This window comes from Candidatus Sulfidibacterium hydrothermale, from assembly GCF_020149915.1.
Classification (GTDB): Bacteria; Bacteroidota; Bacteroidia; order Bacteroidales; family F082; genus Sulfidibacterium; species Sulfidibacterium hydrothermale.
This window is the reverse complement of record NZ_CP083760.1, coordinates 1,804,647-1,820,556: the sequence shown is the minus strand read 5'-3', so window position 1 is coordinate 1,820,556 and position 15,910 is coordinate 1,804,647. Positions and strand designations below refer to the sequence as shown.

15 protein-coding genes are annotated in these 15,910 nt (G+C 42.8%); 4 read left to right on the top strand and 11 right to left on the bottom strand.

The features are described 5' to 3' along the window. Nucleotides 1–5 precede the first annotated feature (5 nt). Nucleotides 6–3,104 carry a cytochrome c biogenesis protein CcsA gene (gene ccsA, locus LA303_RS07140; protein ID WP_240524601.1) on the top strand — a complete coding sequence of 1,033 codons (3,099 nt, stop codon included), beginning with the start codon at nt 6–8 and terminating at the stop codon, nt 3,102–3,104. Nucleotides 3,105–3,156: 52 nt separating this feature from the next. Then, nucleotides 3,157–3,618 (top strand): hypothetical protein, encoded by a 462-nt coding sequence (locus tag LA303_RS07135; RefSeq protein WP_240524600.1) that lies wholly within the window; start codon nt 3,157–3,159, stop codon nt 3,616–3,618. A 10-nt stretch (nt 3,619–3,628) separates the two neighbouring features. Here the strand turns inward: LA303_RS07135 and msrA are convergent, their stop codons facing one another. The 3 genes from msrA to LA303_RS07120 all read right to left on the bottom strand — a co-directional run bounded on the left by msrA (nt 3,629) and on the right by LA303_RS07120 (nt 5,537). Beyond that, on the bottom strand, nt 3,629–4,180 hold the full coding sequence (gene msrA, locus LA303_RS07130) for a peptide-methionine (S)-S-oxide reductase MsrA (RefSeq protein ID WP_240524599.1): 552 nt from the start codon (nt 4,178–4,180) through the stop codon (nt 3,629–3,631). An 83-nt stretch (nt 4,181–4,263) separates the two neighbouring features. After that, nucleotides 4,264–4,842 carry a hypothetical protein gene (locus LA303_RS07125; protein ID WP_240524598.1) on the bottom strand — a complete coding sequence of 193 codons (579 nt, stop codon included), beginning with the start codon at nt 4,840–4,842 and terminating at the stop codon, nt 4,264–4,266. Nucleotides 4,843–4,946: 104 nt separating this feature from the next. Further along, the gene (locus LA303_RS07120; RefSeq protein WP_240524597.1) at nt 4,947–5,537 is read right to left on the bottom strand and encodes a DUF4251 domain-containing protein; all 591 of its coding nucleotides are present in this window, start codon (nt 5,535–5,537) and stop codon (nt 4,947–4,949) included. A 403-nt stretch (nt 5,538–5,940) separates the two neighbouring features. On the opposite strand from LA303_RS07120, the gene LA303_RS07115 reads away from it, so the two are divergent. Then, a complete protein-coding gene (locus tag LA303_RS07115) occupies nt 5,941–6,528 on the top strand; it encodes a glutaredoxin family protein (protein ID WP_240524596.1) in 588 nt (195 codons plus the stop codon). Nucleotides 6,529–6,565: 37 nt separating this feature from the next. Continuing rightward, complete coding sequence (locus tag LA303_RS07110) at nt 6,566–6,853, top strand: GroES family chaperonin (RefSeq protein WP_240524595.1); 288 nt, start codon at nt 6,566–6,568, stop codon at nt 6,851–6,853. A 58-nt stretch (nt 6,854–6,911) separates the two neighbouring features. On the opposite strand, the gene LA303_RS07105 is transcribed toward LA303_RS07110, so the two are convergent. From LA303_RS07105 to rlmD, 8 genes are all read right to left on the bottom strand, one after another. Further along, nucleotides 6,912–8,432, bottom strand: coding sequence for an NAD(P)H-hydrate dehydratase (locus LA303_RS07105; protein WP_240524594.1), 1,521 nt, complete (start codon nt 8,430–8,432; stop codon nt 6,912–6,914). A 376-nt stretch (nt 8,433–8,808) separates the two neighbouring features. Next, entirely contained in the window at nt 8,809–9,627 is an 819-nt protein-coding gene (locus LA303_RS07100) for a biotin--[acetyl-CoA-carboxylase] ligase (RefSeq protein WP_240524593.1), read from the bottom strand. Further along, complete coding sequence (locus tag LA303_RS07095) at nt 9,590–10,234, bottom strand: LutC/YkgG family protein (protein WP_240524592.1); 645 nt, start codon at nt 10,232–10,234, stop codon at nt 9,590–9,592. Before LA303_RS07095 ends, LA303_RS07100 begins: the two co-directional genes overlap by 38 nt. 2 nt (nt 10,235–10,236) lie before the next feature. Next, on the bottom strand, nt 10,237–12,387 hold the full coding sequence (ftsH, locus tag LA303_RS07090) for an ATP-dependent zinc metalloprotease FtsH (RefSeq protein WP_240524591.1): 2,151 nt from the start codon (nt 12,385–12,387) through the stop codon (nt 10,237–10,239). A 40-nt stretch (nt 12,388–12,427) separates the two neighbouring features. Then, nucleotides 12,428–12,799, bottom strand: a complete 372-nt coding sequence (rsfS, locus tag LA303_RS07085; RefSeq protein ID WP_240524590.1) for a ribosome silencing factor — start codon at nt 12,797–12,799, stop codon at nt 12,428–12,430. A gap of 176 nt (nt 12,800–12,975) precedes the next feature. Continuing rightward, entirely contained in the window at nt 12,976–13,563 is a 588-nt protein-coding gene (locus tag LA303_RS07080) for a DUF4251 domain-containing protein (protein ID WP_240524589.1), read from the bottom strand. A gap of 112 nt (nt 13,564–13,675) precedes the next feature. After that, nucleotides 13,676–14,266 (bottom strand): DUF4251 domain-containing protein, encoded by a 591-nt coding sequence (locus LA303_RS07075; RefSeq protein ID WP_240524588.1) that lies wholly within the window; start codon nt 14,264–14,266, stop codon nt 13,676–13,678. 160 nt (nt 14,267–14,426) lie between these two features. Beyond that, entirely contained in the window at nt 14,427–15,863 is a 1,437-nt protein-coding gene (rlmD, locus tag LA303_RS07070; RefSeq protein ID WP_240524587.1) for a 23S rRNA (uracil(1939)-C(5))-methyltransferase RlmD, read from the bottom strand. Nucleotides 15,864–15,910 lie beyond the last annotated feature (47 nt).

Sequence of the window (15,910 nt, the reverse complement as noted above, 5' to 3'; positions counted from 1 at the left end):
TGCATATGAAAAAAATATTTGACATTCTTTTCTCCATGACTGCCATGGGGATATTGCTCATGATTTTTGCCATTGGGATTGGCGCTGCTACTTTTATTGAAAACGACTTTGGCACGATGGCCGCCAAAGCTTTGGTTTACAACGCCACCTGGTTTGATATTTTACTAGGGATACTGGCGTTGAATCTGATTGTGAATATTTTCCGCCACCGCATGTACAGAAAGGGTAAATTCACATTGTTTTTATTCCACCTTGCCTTTTTGATTATTTTACTTGGAGCAGCCATTACCCGCTTTATCAGCTTTGAAGGAATGATGCATCTGCGCGAAGGAGAAACATCACATACCATTTTATCTGACCGTACTTATGTGGAAGTAACCGCACAGGCCGGCAAAGACAAGGTTCAGACCCGGAAACACGTTTTGATTTCCGTACTGACTCCCCATGCTTATCATCAAACACTTCGTATTGGTGATAAAAAGCTTGAATTAAAAGCGGTAAAATTCATCCACAATGCAAGAGAGATCATCACGGAAAGTACAACAGGCAAACCAATTATTACCCTGGTAGCGGCTACTACAACCCGGCCCCGAACCCGCTTTTATTTGCGCCAGGGAGAAAAACAAAATATAGACGGATATGAGATTACTTTTAACCAATCCGGACAACCCGGAGCCATACAGATACAATTACAAAATCACCAAATGACCATTACGGCACCGGATACCATCCGTTCTACTTCTATGGAAACCGGTGACGTTGAAAAACTGGCTCCCGGAAAACCCTATCCTTTTACCCGCGGAAAATTATTCAGCATCAAAGGGTTAAACCTTGTACTCACACAATTTTATGCCCACGGAAAAATAAGTTACGTTCCTTACCACAACAAGAATGTCAGCCTGATGGATGTGCTGGTTGTGAAAGCGGAATCGGGAAACCAGACCCGGGAAATTATGCTTAAAGGAGGAAAAGGATACCGTGGAGAAGTAAAAAACTTTACGATTAACGGCATCCGGGTAAAAATGGATTATGGAGCCGCCGAAATTCAGCTCCCCTTTTCCATTGAGTTAAAAGATTTTGAATTGAAACGTTATCCGGGCTCAATGAGTCCGTCGAGCTACGCCAGCCGCGTGGTGGTCATTGACAAAGAAAGAAATGTCCGCATGCCTTATCACATTTATATGAATCATGTTTTGAATTACCGGGGATACCGCTTTTTCCAATCATCATACGACCGTGACGAAAAAGGTAGCATTCTCTCTGTTAATCACGATTATTGGGGCACCTTGTTTACTTATATCGGATATTTTCTCATGGCATTGGGGATGTTCCTTTCGCTGATTAATAAAAATACCCGTTTTGCCCATTTGGGAAAATATCTTCGTCACCTTTCCGGTACAGCAAAAACAATTCTTTTCTTTATTGCCTTAGCATTGTTTTTCCCCGCTGTCAGCCAGGCACAAACCCATTACCTGAGTCCGGATAAAATTCCGGTAATCAACAAAGCCGAAGCCGATCAGTTTGGCCATTTGCTGGTACAATCGAACGACGGGCGGATTAAACCGGTAAACACATTGGCTGGCGAAGTATTACGGAAACTGGCCTGGAAAAGTTCATTTGACGGGCTAAACCCCGATCAGGTTTTATTGGGAATGATGGCTTATCCGCAATACTGGCAACAGGTTCCTTTGATTTTGGTCAGAGACAAAGAGCTGGCCAAATATATCGGTATTAAAGGCAAATATGCCAGTTATCTCGATTTTATCGACCGGCAAAACAACCGGTACAAACTACAAAAACTGGTTTCGGATGTATATGCCAAAAGTCCTTCGCAACGGGGAATGTTTGACAAAGAAGTGATGAAAGTGGATGAACGGATGAATATTGCTTATATGATTTACACCGGTCAGTTGTTACGCATGGTTCCCGATCCGAAAAATCCGTACCATCCCTGGTATTCGCCGGCATCAAAACCCACCACACTTTCCGGAAAAGATTCGCTCATGGTGGTCAGTGTGATCCCTGAATATTTGCAGGCTCTGGTAAAAGGAGAAAACAAAATGGCCGACGAACTGCTAAAACAACTGGCAGCTTACCAGAAAAAATACGGGGCGCCGCTGATTCCTTCCCAAAGAAAAATTGATGCGGAGATTTTATATAACAAATGGATGATCTTTTTCCGGTTGGCGCTGGCCTACAGCCTGATTGGTTTTATTATGATCATCATCACCTTTGTAGCCATTTTCAAAAACACGAAATTTATCCGGGGACTGCTTAATTTCTTTGTATTCCTGATTGGTATTGGCTTTTTGTTCCAGACTTTTGGTTTAGGACTGCGCTGGTACATTTCTGGACATGCTCCCTGGAGCGATGGTTATGAATCCATGATTTACATTGGGTGGGTAACCATGCTGGCCGGGCTGTTGTTCTCCAAACGTTCCAAAATGACTGTGGCAGCCACTACCCTGCTGGCTTCCATCATTTTATTTGTGGCCCATTTAAGCTGGATGGATCCGGAAATTACTAATTTGGTTCCGGTATTAAAATCATACTGGCTTACCATTCATGTATCGGTAATTACCGCCAGCTACGGTTTTCTGGCACTGGGGGCCCTGCTCGGCTTCTTCAACCTGATTTTGATGATCCTGAAAAATCCCAAAAACCGGGAATTGATGGATTTGCACATTGGCGAACTGACTGCCATCAACGAAAGAACCCTGATCGTCGGGTTATACTTACTGACCATCGGTACTTTTCTTGGCGGCGTTTGGGCCAATGAAAGCTGGGGACGTTATTGGGGCTGGGATCCGAAAGAAACCTGGGCACTGGTTAGCGTGTTGGTGTACAGCTTTATTGCCCACATGCGATATATTCCCGGACTCAGATCGCGTTTCGCCTATAACCTGGCAGCTGTAGTCGGATTCTTTTCCATTTTAATGACCTATTTTGGCGTAAATTATTATCTGTCTGGTTTGCATTCGTATGCCAAAGGCGACCCCGTTCCCATTCCGGATTTTGTGTATTACATGCTGGGAGTCATTATCCTGACCATTATATGGGCTTACAACAATGAACAACGTTTAAAAAATGAAAAAAACGAATAATAGAAAAACCAATGAATCGTTAATGTATCAAACCTTAATAAACCGAAAAATGATGAAAAAATTCTTTTTGATTATTGCAGTATCCGCATTGCTATTTGCCGGAAAAGCATTTTCGCAGAATACAGTGGAAGAAAACGTAAAAGCCAGCCTGGTACAAATTTCTGCAGGAAGCGGAATATACTCAGGCGGATTCCCCATTTATGCTTTCGCGGATTTCAGGGTCAATCCTAACTGGACGATTGGTCCACAGGTGAATTTTGTTTTCGACAACGACTTTCATTTTGTCATGTCAGGACGAGCAGATTATCACTTCAATAAAATGCTCAACCTGTACAACAACTGGGATATATATGCCGGAGCTACCATGGGAATTGACTTTAGCCGCGATACAGAGTTCAGCAGTGGAATCCATGTGGGTGGCCGCTGGTACTGGAATAAAGTCTGGGGACTGAATATGGAAATTGGTGGTGGAACCTACTTCAGTTCTGCCATTGGAGTAACCATGCGATTATAATTCCAGAAAACTATTTTTGTTTGATCTGGTCTTTGAAAACCTTTTCAAACTTTTCCAGTTTGGGAGTAATCACAAACTGACAGTAACCGGCGGAAGGGTTATTCCGATAATAATCCTGATGATATTTCTCAGCCGGATAAAAATTTTTATACGGGCTGATCTCGGTAACAATCGGATCAGCCCATATTTTTGCTTCTTCGAGTTTCTTTTTCAACATTTCGGCAATTTCTTTTTGCCGGTTATTATGATAAAAAATCACCGAACGGTACTGGGTTCCCACATCAGCGCCCTGACGATTCAGGGTGGTAGGATTATGTGTTTTCCAGAAAATTTCAAGTAATTTTTCCAGGCTGACGATTTCGGGGTTATATACCACCTGTACCACTTCGGCATAACCCGTTTCTCCTGTACACACCTGCTCATATGAAGGATGCGGAATATCTCCGCCCGAATAACCCGCCGTAGCCGAGATCACACCTTTCACTCTTTCAAAAATGGCCTGGCTGCACCAAAAGCACCCTGAACCTAATGTAATGGTATCGTATTTCATCCGGTTTGTCATTTTTGTCTGGGCAAAACTCCACGGTGATAAAAACACCAACAGCACCCCGGTAATGAATATTTTCCTAAGCAACATCAAAACCGTTAAAGCAAAAAGAGTTTTCGCCCGTAAATAAGCTCTTCTATTTCAGGTGGAGGTCCGAGAAACTCTTTCCGGAAACGATCCATTTCTCCTTTGGTTTTCTCTGACATCAATTCTGCCATCTCTTCCATCACTTCTTCGCCAATAGCCATTGGTGGCGTATTTAAAACCATGTGTTTGCCATTAAACTGGCCAATCAGCTGAAACTCTTTCATCTCTTTTACCGGCTTTTCCTTAAAAAAACATTTGGAAAGCCATTCGTTCACATCGAAAGTGTGCAGATTGATGGTCAACGGCTGATTTCCCCGTTGCTCCATGAAGTTTTGATAATACTGCTGTAAGCGAAGCATCGACTCTTCAGACATTCCTTTTTGCATCTCCGCATAGCAATCCATGCACATGGCATATTCAAATACCGTAGAACTGAAGTCGTAACCTTCATAGTTTTTCATCGCCTTTTCAATGACATACTGTGTGCCATCAATTAGCAGGTCTTTACCACATACCACACATTTTTCAAAAGGCTTGCCTTCGGCATCGGAATAAAACTGTTCAGGAATATCTGCCCAAAATTCATCCATGGCTGTTATACATTTAAACAGCAAAACTACAATTATTCGGCCATTTCATCAAGATAAACTTTCCCCCGGAAGCCGGGGGTTCTGATTTCACTCATTCAGCGAAATCAGAACAACGACATTCCTTTAAAAATACTTGCGTCTTCAGGTGAAACAATGGTTCCAAAAAGGGTAATTTGATCACCATTGCCGGTAATGATCGTCAGCTGGGCCGTTCCGTCATCCGAAACATACAGACTGACATTGGGCGGCAACCCCGGACCGATAATATGGATTCCGGTGTGCATATTAATACCCGTGTTCTTTTTTCCTTCCTGCACTTTGTAATTATACAAGGTACCACGAACCGTAATTCCGCCCACACCGTTCCAGCCTATCAGGTTGTCAAAACCAAACTGTAATACGGCGGTATCGCCGATAACTTCCATAAAATTAATATCAGGCGACAGGACAAATGAATTTCCGCGGGTATCGGTCAGATAATCGGCTTCAAAAACAAAATATTTTTTTTGCAACAATTGCAGATAATAAGCATGAGCCGCTGCACGCTGTCTGGTTTTTTCTTTTTTACGGCGCATTTTCTCCAGCTGTCGCTGTTCTTTTTTTGTTAACGTGTGCTGTGTTTGTGCCATAGCTACTGGCGAGATCAATAATCCGATAGCCAATAACAGAATGCTAAAATATTTTAATCGTTTCATAGCTTCAATTATTTTGTTCTGCATTTATTTTGCAAAATGCATACCATTTTCATGTTTATTTTGTTAAATAAATATAAACCAACTATTTATAAAATAGCAGCAGAAACCAGCCTGTTTTTTCATTAATTTTGCCTGCTGGCTCCGGAAATTCAACTTGCTCTCTACTTGCACTTTAATTTTAGCATTCCGGGGCCAGTATTTTTAAAATACTTTGTTTTATTATTTTCTTTTTCGGCTTTATTTTTTCCTGTCGGGAACGGAAAAAAGAGAGAACAGAACGGGCAATTGCTTCATAAATGAAATGCAAAATTGTCATATCTGTAAAATAGTCATACCGAAAAGACAAATAAAGAAAATGGCATATTAATTGATAATTGAACATGTCAAAAAAAAGAGCGTGAATATGGCAATAAAAGAGATTGGTTCGCACAACGAAATGTTGCAACTGTTGGATGAAAAGAAGAAGAACTACATTTTGTTGTATAAAAAAGGTTCGGAAACCAGTGATTGCAGTTACCGGAATATTGAAAAGGTAGCCGGACAGCTTAAAGATGTAAATGTGGCAGCAGCTGATGTGACTTCCGTAAGGGATATTCACCCGGTTTATTCGGTAACGTCGGCACCTACCCTGCTGGTGTTTGAAGGGAAAAACTTTGTAAAGACCGTAAAAGGTTGCAACGACGAAAATTTTTACAAATCACTGTTTGAAAGTTCATTTTTCACTTCATCCGGAAACGGAGAAGAAGAAAAACCGCAAAAACGGGTAACGGTTTATTCAACCCCTACCTGTACCTGGTGTAATGCGCTGAAAACCCATTTGCGCAAAAACGGAATCCGGTTTCGCGACATTGACGTATCCAAAGATCAAAAAGCAGCAGAAGCTATGGTGGCCCGTAGTGGCCAGCAAGGCGTTCCGCAAACCGACATTAACGGTGAAATTATTGTCGGATTTGACAAAAAACGAATCAACACTTTATTAGGAATTCAGTAGTAAAAATCAATCATATTAATCTTAAAATAATACAACGATGAAAGAATTACAGCCATTAAACGAAAACGTTTTATTGGATCTTAGCGAAGAAAAAGAAGAACAGAAAACCGCATCGGGCATTATTATCCCCGACACGGCAAAAGAAAAACCACAATATGCCAAAGTGGTAGCCATCGGAAACATTGAAAATCCGGGCATTGCAGTAGGAGACACCGTTTTCTACAAAAAATTCTCCGGTACAGAGTTTGATTTTGAAGACAAAAAATATCTGATGGTGCCTTATGCCGATCTGCTGGCAAAAGTGGTAGAAACCGAGGAGATCTAAAAAAACAGATTTAAAATATGTTACAATAAAAAAAGCGGCAAGATTGCCGCTTTTTTTATTATGAAACCAATTTTTTGAATGCTTTACCCAAATTTCGAATAATATCTCCCGAGATCAGCGCTTCCTGCCCCTGTTTTTTTGCTGCAATATCTCCGGCCAGGCCATGTAAGTAAACGCCAAGAACAGCCGCTTCAACCGATGCATATCCTTGTGCTAATAGCGCCGTAAGAATACCGGTCAGCACATCGCCGCTCCCTGCGGTGGCCATTCCCGGATTTCCGGTCGAGTTGAAATAACAATCGCCTTTGGGGGTACAAATGCTGGTATGCGCTCCCTTAAGTACTACGACTACCTGATTCCGAACAGCAAATGCACGTTGTTTTTCCAAGCGTTCAAAATCATCTTTCCAGCTTCCGGCTAACCGTTCAAATTCTTTCGGATGAGGCGTCAGGATGGAATAATGAGGCAAAAAAGCCAGCCAGGTTTTATTTTCCGACAAGATATTCAACGCATCGGCATCAAGCACCATCGGTAATTTATATTGCTGGATCAACAGCTTCAGCGCCATTTGCGACTGGAGCATGGTGCCCAGTCCCGGTCCGATACCCACAGCCGTGAACCGGGCCAGCTCTGGAACATCGGAGAAATAATTCTCATAACGGTCAATGCTCAGCATGGCTTCGGGTAAAGCGGTTTGCATGATACGGTATCCCGATTGCGGAACATGCACATGCAGTAACCCGACACCTGAACGCAAAGCCGCATGAGCTGACAGGATGGCGGCCCCCATTTTTCCATAACTGCCGGCAATAAGTAACGCATGGCCGTAAGTTCCTTTATGTGAAAATTTCCGGCGGGGTTTTAAAATAATGGAAACGTCATTTTGCCGGACATAATAATCATTAACTTCCACATCCTGAATGAACTTCGGATGTAATCCGATGTCCAACACATGCCAGCTTCCCACAAAATCATCATTCTCCGGAAGCAAAAAAGCTAATTTCGGAAACTGAAAACTCAGGGTATAATCCGCACGGACAATCGTTCCTGACGCCGAACGGGAAGGTTGGTCAGCAAAAAGTCCGGAAGGAATGTCAATGGCAATCTTTACCGCGGGGGTCCGGTTGATCCGCTGAATAATTTCTCCGGGGAACCCTTTCACCGGTCGGGTTAAACCGGAACCAAAAAGGGCATCCACCACCACGTCATCGTCAGTGATCACCGGAAAGGCAATTCCCTCAGCATCTTTCTGTATTTCGTGTAATTTTTTATTGGCCAGTTTCTTAAAACGGTCATAATTGATCTGAAAACTTTCCGAATTCTTAGACGAATAACGCACGATATAAACCTGTACGTCATATCCGTCAACAGTAAGCAACCGCGACAAAGCCAATCCGTCGCCGCCATTGTTTCCCAATCCGGCAAATACATAAAAACGATGCGAACGGTCCACTCGCTTAGTAATCCAATGGTGCAGCTGCGTAGCTGCTCTTTCCATCAAATCAATATCTGCGATGGGTTCATTGGCAATGGTATAAGCATCGGCTTCCCTGATTTTTTCAACCGGTAATATTTTCATGGTTTTAACTTTTATCTATTCCTCACAGCCTCAAATTTAGCCATAATTCCAATGACAAGATCAAAAAATGAGGGAAATTTTTTAAACCGGAACGCTGTTGCTTTTAGCATATACCTCAGTTTAACCCCTTTGGGGTTACGGTGTTTGTACGTTATCTTTTCCCTACACAGCATGCAGGATTATTCATGTTGTATCCTTTCAGGATACCGTCAGCTATCTTTCTTTGAACCAATTTTTTGAAAATATCAAAGTCCCGCAGGAATTGAACACAAATAACCGCCTACAAAACCGGTGGAATAAAATCATGCGCATGCAGAATCCCGAAAAGATTCAATAATGCAAGAATAATAGTAATTACGAAACTTTTTGGGGGAAATCAAAGAAATTCCACTTCCTTAAAACCATAGATCCGCTGCTTCCCCAGATCATCGCGAAGCAAAAGCCGGCCATAATGATCTACACCGGTCAATCGCGCTTCAAAAACGCCATCAGCATCACGATAAGTTCCTTGTTGACCATACCGGTAAAGTTTTTCCAGATAGGATTGATTCAAGGCATTGATATCCTTACTCAAGGTAACATACAGGCTGTCAAACTTATGAAGAATCTCCGTTAAAAGCAATTCAATATCTTCTGTTTTGCCCGTAAAATGGATTAAAGAAGCCGGATTGGGTGCATCAGAAAAAAACACGGTCTGATTAACATTTAAACCTACCCCAACAACAGCATAACGAATATGATTTCCGGAAATCAGGTTTTGAATCAAAACCCCGGCGATTTTTTTCTGTTCAAACCAGATATCGTTAGGCCATTTTATAAAAAGGTTATCGCGACCAAGACGTTTTTCTGCCACATTATACAACGCCAGCGAAATACATTGCGTAAGCACAAACTGTTGTTCAGGCAACATAAAACCGGGTTGCAAGACCAAACTGAAGGTAAGATTTTTTCCCGGTTCACTTTCCCAATGATTTTCACCGGCGCCTCTCCCCTGTGTCTGTTCATTTGCCCAGAGAACCCATCCTTCGGCAACCTTTCCGGTGGCTATTGCACGAAAAGCTTCTTCGTTGGTTGAATCCAGCGAAGCATATCGATTTATCTTCCATTCCATATTGCTGCTCCGGATTACTGCTCCGGCAAAATCAATCGTTACCGTATTAATCTTCGTCGTCCACCACAAAAACAAAAAGTTCACGCGGACCGTGTGCTCCCATTACCAATGTTTTTTCGATATCTGCTGTACGGCTGGGGCCGGTAATTACGGTCATTTGTGACGGAAAATTTTCCTGATAGCGTTTTCGCATACCGGCAAGAGCATCCTGTAACTCAGGAACGACCTGTGAGGTTGTAGATATTACAATGTGTGTTTCGGGATAGACAAACATGCGCCGCCCGGAATCGAGACCGGAAGAAACCAGCACACTGCCAAAACGGGCAATCAGGTATTCGCACCGTGTCATTCCGGCCTGCATTTTCAGGAAAGCCTCCGGGTCGTTTTGAAACGGAATTTCCAGTGACTGTAAAAGCATTTCCAGTTTCTTATCCGCTACGTAATAAGCATCCCACTTTTTCTGCTGAAGCAGCATTTTAAGGTTCTCACCCAGGGCTTTTTCATTCTCACAATAAACAAACGAGCCACCGTTTTCCATTAACTTACGGGCAAAAGCCACTTCCCGCTCTTCCTCTTCTTCCACCAGAACCGGGGAAGAAAAATCGACATTTTTAAACGGATTTTCTTTTTTGCTAATCAGTGCATCCCGCACCCGTTTCAAAATTTTTTCTTTTGTGGTGGACTCTTCCATAGCTAAACAGTTTCTTCCAAAAGATTATTCTCTTCAGGGATATCCGGCTTTTTATCAGCCTTTTTTTCCGAAGGCTTATTATTTTTCACTTCTTTTTCTCCCGTTCCGGAAGCCGCTTTTTTCTCTTTGGCACTTTGCGTATTGACTTTCTTTTTTGTCCGGCTTTTTTTGGCCAGGTGATCTTTAATGCTCAGCGTTTCTCCCCACGGGCGTTTCCCAAATATCTCCACCAGGTCATCACTAAAAATAACTTCGCGCTCCAGCAAACGCATGGCCAATGCTTCCAGCTGTTCTTTGTGCTCTGTAATAATTTTTTTGGCCCGCTTATAAGATTCTTCAACCAGTTCTTTGATCTCCTGATCAATGACTTCATTGGTTTTTTCGCTAAAAGGCTTGCTGAAAGAATACTCCTGTTGTCCGGTAGAATCGTAGAAACTTAAATTTCCGATCTTATCGCTCAAGCCATAATACGCTACCATGGCAAAAGCCTGCTTGGTTACTTTTTCCAAATCATTCAAAGCCCCGGTAGACACTTCACCAAAAATGACTTCTTCGGCTGCACGACCGCCCAAAGCGGCACACATTTCGTCCAGTAATTGGGCTTTGGTAGTGATTTGACGCTCTTCGGGCAAATACCAGGCTGCACCCAGCGATTTTCCCCGGGGCACGATGGTTACCTTAACCAACGGATTAGCATGTTCCAGCAGCCAGCTCACCGTGGCATGGCCGGCTTCGTGATGGGCAATAACTTTTTTCTCTTTATCCGAAATGATTTTGTTTTTCTTTTCCAGTCCGCCGATAATCCGGTCAATGGCATCCATAAAATCCTGACGGGTAACCGTCCGATGCGATTTCCGGGCAGCAATCAAAGCCGCTTCGTTACAAACATTGGCAATATCTGCTCCGGAGAACCCCGGTGTCTGACGGGCAAGAAAATCGATGTCAATATTCTTGCTCAGTTTCAACGGTTTCATGTGTACCTTGAAAATTTCGCGGCGGGCATCCAGGTCAGGAAGTTCCACAAAGATCTGGCGATCGAAACGGCCGGCACGCAAAAGGGCTTTATCCAAGATATCAGCCCGGTTGGTTGCTGCCAATACAATCACTCCCGAATTGGGAATAAAGCCGTCCATCTCGGTAAGAAGCTGGTTCAGCGTATTTTCCCGTTCGTCATTAGAACCGGTCATGGGGTTTTTCCCCCGGGCGCGGCCAATGGCATCAATTTCGTCAATAAAAATAATACTCGGCGCTTTTTCTTTGGCCTGTTTAAAGAGATCACGTACCCGGGAGGCGCCAACGCCCACAAACATCTCAACAAAATCGGACCCGGACAAAGAGAAGAAAGGCACGTGCGCTTCTCCGGCCACTGACTTGGCCAGCAATGTTTTTCCGGTTCCGGGAGGGCCTACCAGCAAGATGCCTTTCGGAATTTTTCCGCCAAGCCGGGTATACCGGTCAGGATTCTTCAGAAAATCAACTACTTCCACTACTTCCGTCTTCGCTTCTTCCAGTCCGGCTACATCTTTAAAAGTGATATTTACACTGGTTTTTTTGTCGTAAACCTGTGCTTTTGATTTTCCAATATTAAAGATTTGTCCGCCGGCACCACCGCCACCGCGGCTCATCATACGCATGATAAACCACCATACACCTAAAAGCAAAAGCAGCGGGAACACCCAGCCAAGGATTTCACTTCCCCAATTATGACGGGTCTCACTTTCCACATAAACCGGATTATCATTTCCTTTTTGGGCTTTCTGTACCTGCTCGATAAAAATATCCGGAGATGCCACATTGTAATAAAATTGCGGCGTTTTTTGTCCAAACGTATTGGTGGTGTTTTTTAAATCTTTGTATTCTTCTTTTTTCAGCGCTTCCGGTTTCAGGTAAATCTCGGCCACATCTTTATTCACCAATACCAGTTTCTGAACATCTTTATCGGCCAACATGGTTTTCAGATGTTTCCAGTCTGTTTTCTGGGGTTCACCGCCGGTATTTAAAAAGTTAATCCCCAAAAAAACCAGTGCAAGAATCCCGTAAATCCAGTAAAAACTGAACTTTGGCCGCTTATTTCCCGTCCCCGGCAAATTGCTAAACGGATTATTGTTTCCGGACTTATTAGTAGATTTATTCTTATTTTTTTCGTCTGCCATTCTCTTTTTTTGTCATAAAATTATTCAATGGTGGTTTTTATCATTCTTCGGAATGATTCGTTATTTTGGCATCAGCCCAAAGGCCTTCCAAATGATAGAATTTCCGTTTTTCTTCAAGAAAGATATGTACAACCACATTTACATAATCAATCAATATCCATTCTGCATTCTCGTATCCTTCACGATGGTAAGGATGCTCTTTACAATTCTTCCACACTTGCTCCAACACATAATCATAAACGGCGGTAGCTTGTGTTTTTGATGAGACGTGGCAAATTACAAAATAATCTGTCACGGCATCCGGAAGGGCTGTTAAATCAAGGTGAACGATATCCTTTGCTTTCTTTTCCTGCATGGCAGCCACTACCTGTTGCAGAATGTCATCTTTGTTGTTTCCTTCGTCTTGTTTCATAAAGCCATTTTGTGAGGACAAAAGTAGCGATTTTTATCTTGACAGACATCAAAAAAGATGAAATGCATGGTTTGGTTTATGGTTTACTTTTCAGGAAGTTGAGAAACATAAAAAAAATGAGTGATTCGGGTTTCTATTTCTCATCACTCATTTTTTTTGTCTGTTTCAATCAAATATTAAAAGATGGGGGAACCAATCACCACATCAGCATCTTTCAGACTGGCTATCAGTCCTGTAAGCCGGAAAGTCGAACTTCTCAAGGTGATTTGTGCATCAGCCAAACCATCGTCCGTCACCGTAATGGTAAAGAATATCCGCCTTCCGGAGCCCCGCGGTGTTACCTGGCCACTTACGGTCATGGCCTGTTTGGAATTTTTCCCCGGATCGAAATGCCATTTCTCAATTTTGCCACGGGCAGTTACTCCGCCCAGTCCGTTTGATCCGCTAAGTCCCGTAAAATCAAACTGAACAACAATTTGATCATTATGCACAGCAATAAAATTCACATTGGTGGCGACATTGGCACTAGGACCGGCGGGCAGATATACTTTTTGGGCTTCAAAAACAAACTGTTTGTTTTTGAGCAACCGCATATACCTGGCCCGTAACCGCTGGTTTTCTTTTTTCCGGGCTTCTCTTTTCTTTTCCCGTTTTAATTTCCGTAATTCTTTCTTTGTCAATTCCCTGTTTTGTGCAGTAGCTCCCTGAGGGGCAGCCACAGCCAAAACCAGAATAAAACCGAGCAAATAAACTATTCGTTTCATCTTTTTATTTTTTTTCATCATTAATTATTCAAATTCAAAGCGTGGAAATATGCTTATCCACAAATAACCTGTTGACGGTTTATTTTGGCTTAATACGGTTTTTTCCATTTATTCAAGGAAACGTCACCCCTTTGTACACACTGGCATTTTGCGGCGCATACAGTTGTCCGCCCATGCGCAACAGATCTCCGTTGTTCAGCGTTACCGCAATATCTGCCGAGCCATCATCCATAATGGTCATGGTAAAATAGGGGCTTCCGCCGCCAAATTTCGGACGAATATGTGCCGAAACCGTCATGGCCTGTTTATGATTTTTGCCAGGATTCAATTTATACTGGCTAAGAAAACCTTCTGCTGTCACCCCTCCTACACCATTCCAGCCAATAACGTTTTGAAAACCGAACTGCAGAATAATCATGCTGTCTTTTACCGCCACAAAATTCACATCAGGCGAAACATTATAAAGCTGACCGGACGGGCCATAAAGCCGTGTAGCCTGAAATACCCACCGCTGGTCTTTCAACAGCTTCTCATAATATTTTCTTTGGGCAAGGCTTTTTTTCTTCCGTTCCTCTTTTTTCTTTTTCTTTTCCAGTTTACGTTGCTCTTTTTTGGTCAATGCTTTGGTTTGAGCTGTTGCTCCGGCAGGAACAACAAAAGCCAAAGCCAGCAGAAAACTGAGTATAAAAACGAACTTTTTCATCTTGCAAAGTTTTGAGAGTTAATGATCTTTTTCTCTATATTTTACCAAAACTATGCCACGATAGGTCACTTTCATCCAAAAGGGAAAGAAAATGCCTGATTTTTAGAAATTTTTAAGAATGGACCTGAAAAAGAATGGATAAACAGCACTAAAAAAGAAACTATTTTTTCACCAGCAACACCACATTTTCTACATGATGTGTTTGCGGAAACATATCCACCGGCTGTACTTTTTCAATGCGATACTTTTCATCCAGCAAAGCAATATCGCGTGCCTGGGTAGCCGGATTGCAACTGACATAAACAATTTTTTCGGGTGCTGTTTCAAGGATCTGGCGAATTACTTTGGGATGCATTCCCGCCCGCGGCGGATCCGTAACCAAAACATCCGGATGACCATGCTGTGCTATAAATTCTTCATCCAGTAATTTTGCCATATCACCGGCATGAAATTCCACATTAGCAATATCGTTCTCGGCAGCATTTTTCCGGGCATGAACTACCGCCTCTTCCACCGACTCAATGCCCACCACTTTTTTTACCGAAGGAGCGATAAACAAAGCAATGGTTCCGGTACCCGTGTAAAGGTCGTACACCAGCTCATTACCGGCAAAACCGGCAAAATCATGTGCTGTTTGATAAAGTTTACGGGCCTGTTCGGGATTGGTTTGGTAAAACGACTTGGGGCCTACTTTAAAATAAAGCGGTTTTCTGTCGGGCCGTGCCGGTTGCATCACTTCCAGAATATGGTCTTTTCCCTTGAAAAGCCGGGTTTCCAAATCGTAAATACTGTCGTTATTTTTCGGATTTACCACGTACATCAGCGAGGTGATCTGTGGGAATTTTTCGGCCAGGAAGGTCATTAATTCCCGGATATTTTCCGGATGTTCTTCTCCAAAAATTACAACAACCATCAGATCACCCGTAGAGGATGTACGAACAATCATATTTCGCAAAAAGCCCTGCTGTTCACGAACATTATAAAAACTATAATTCTTTTCGATGGCAAAATCTTTCACCGCCAGCCGGATGGCATTAGACGGATCTTTTTGCAAAAAACATTCCTCAATATCCAGAATTTTATCAAATTTTCCCGGCAAATGAAAACCCAGTCCACGGGTTTCCACCGGATTATCCTCGGTAGCCACCGGATCAAATTCCGTCAACCATTTTCGATTGGAGAAGGTAAACTCCAGCTTATTCCGGTAATAATAAATTTTTTCGGAGCCGATGATCGCATTAATTTCAGGATAAGGTACTTTGGCAATACGGTCCAGCGCATCTTTTACCTGCTTTTGTTTAAAGACTTTTTGGTATGCATAATCCAGATGCTGCCATTTACACCCTCCGCATAAGCCGAAATGCTTACACCGGGGTTCCACTCGGTATGGCGACGCTTTTTTCAATGCAACAATACGGCCTTCCAAAAAATGGCGTTTCTTTTTATACACCTGCACATCCACCACGTCGCCCGGTGCACCAAAAGGAACAAACAGTACTTTTTCGTCCACCCGGGCCACGGCTTTTCCTTCAGCGCCGGCATCCCGTATTTCAACATCTTCCAGCAACGGAAGTGGTTTCTTTTTTCTTCTTCCCATCTTGTTTATTTGAGCAGGCAAAGATAGCAGGAATATCATTTTGAAAA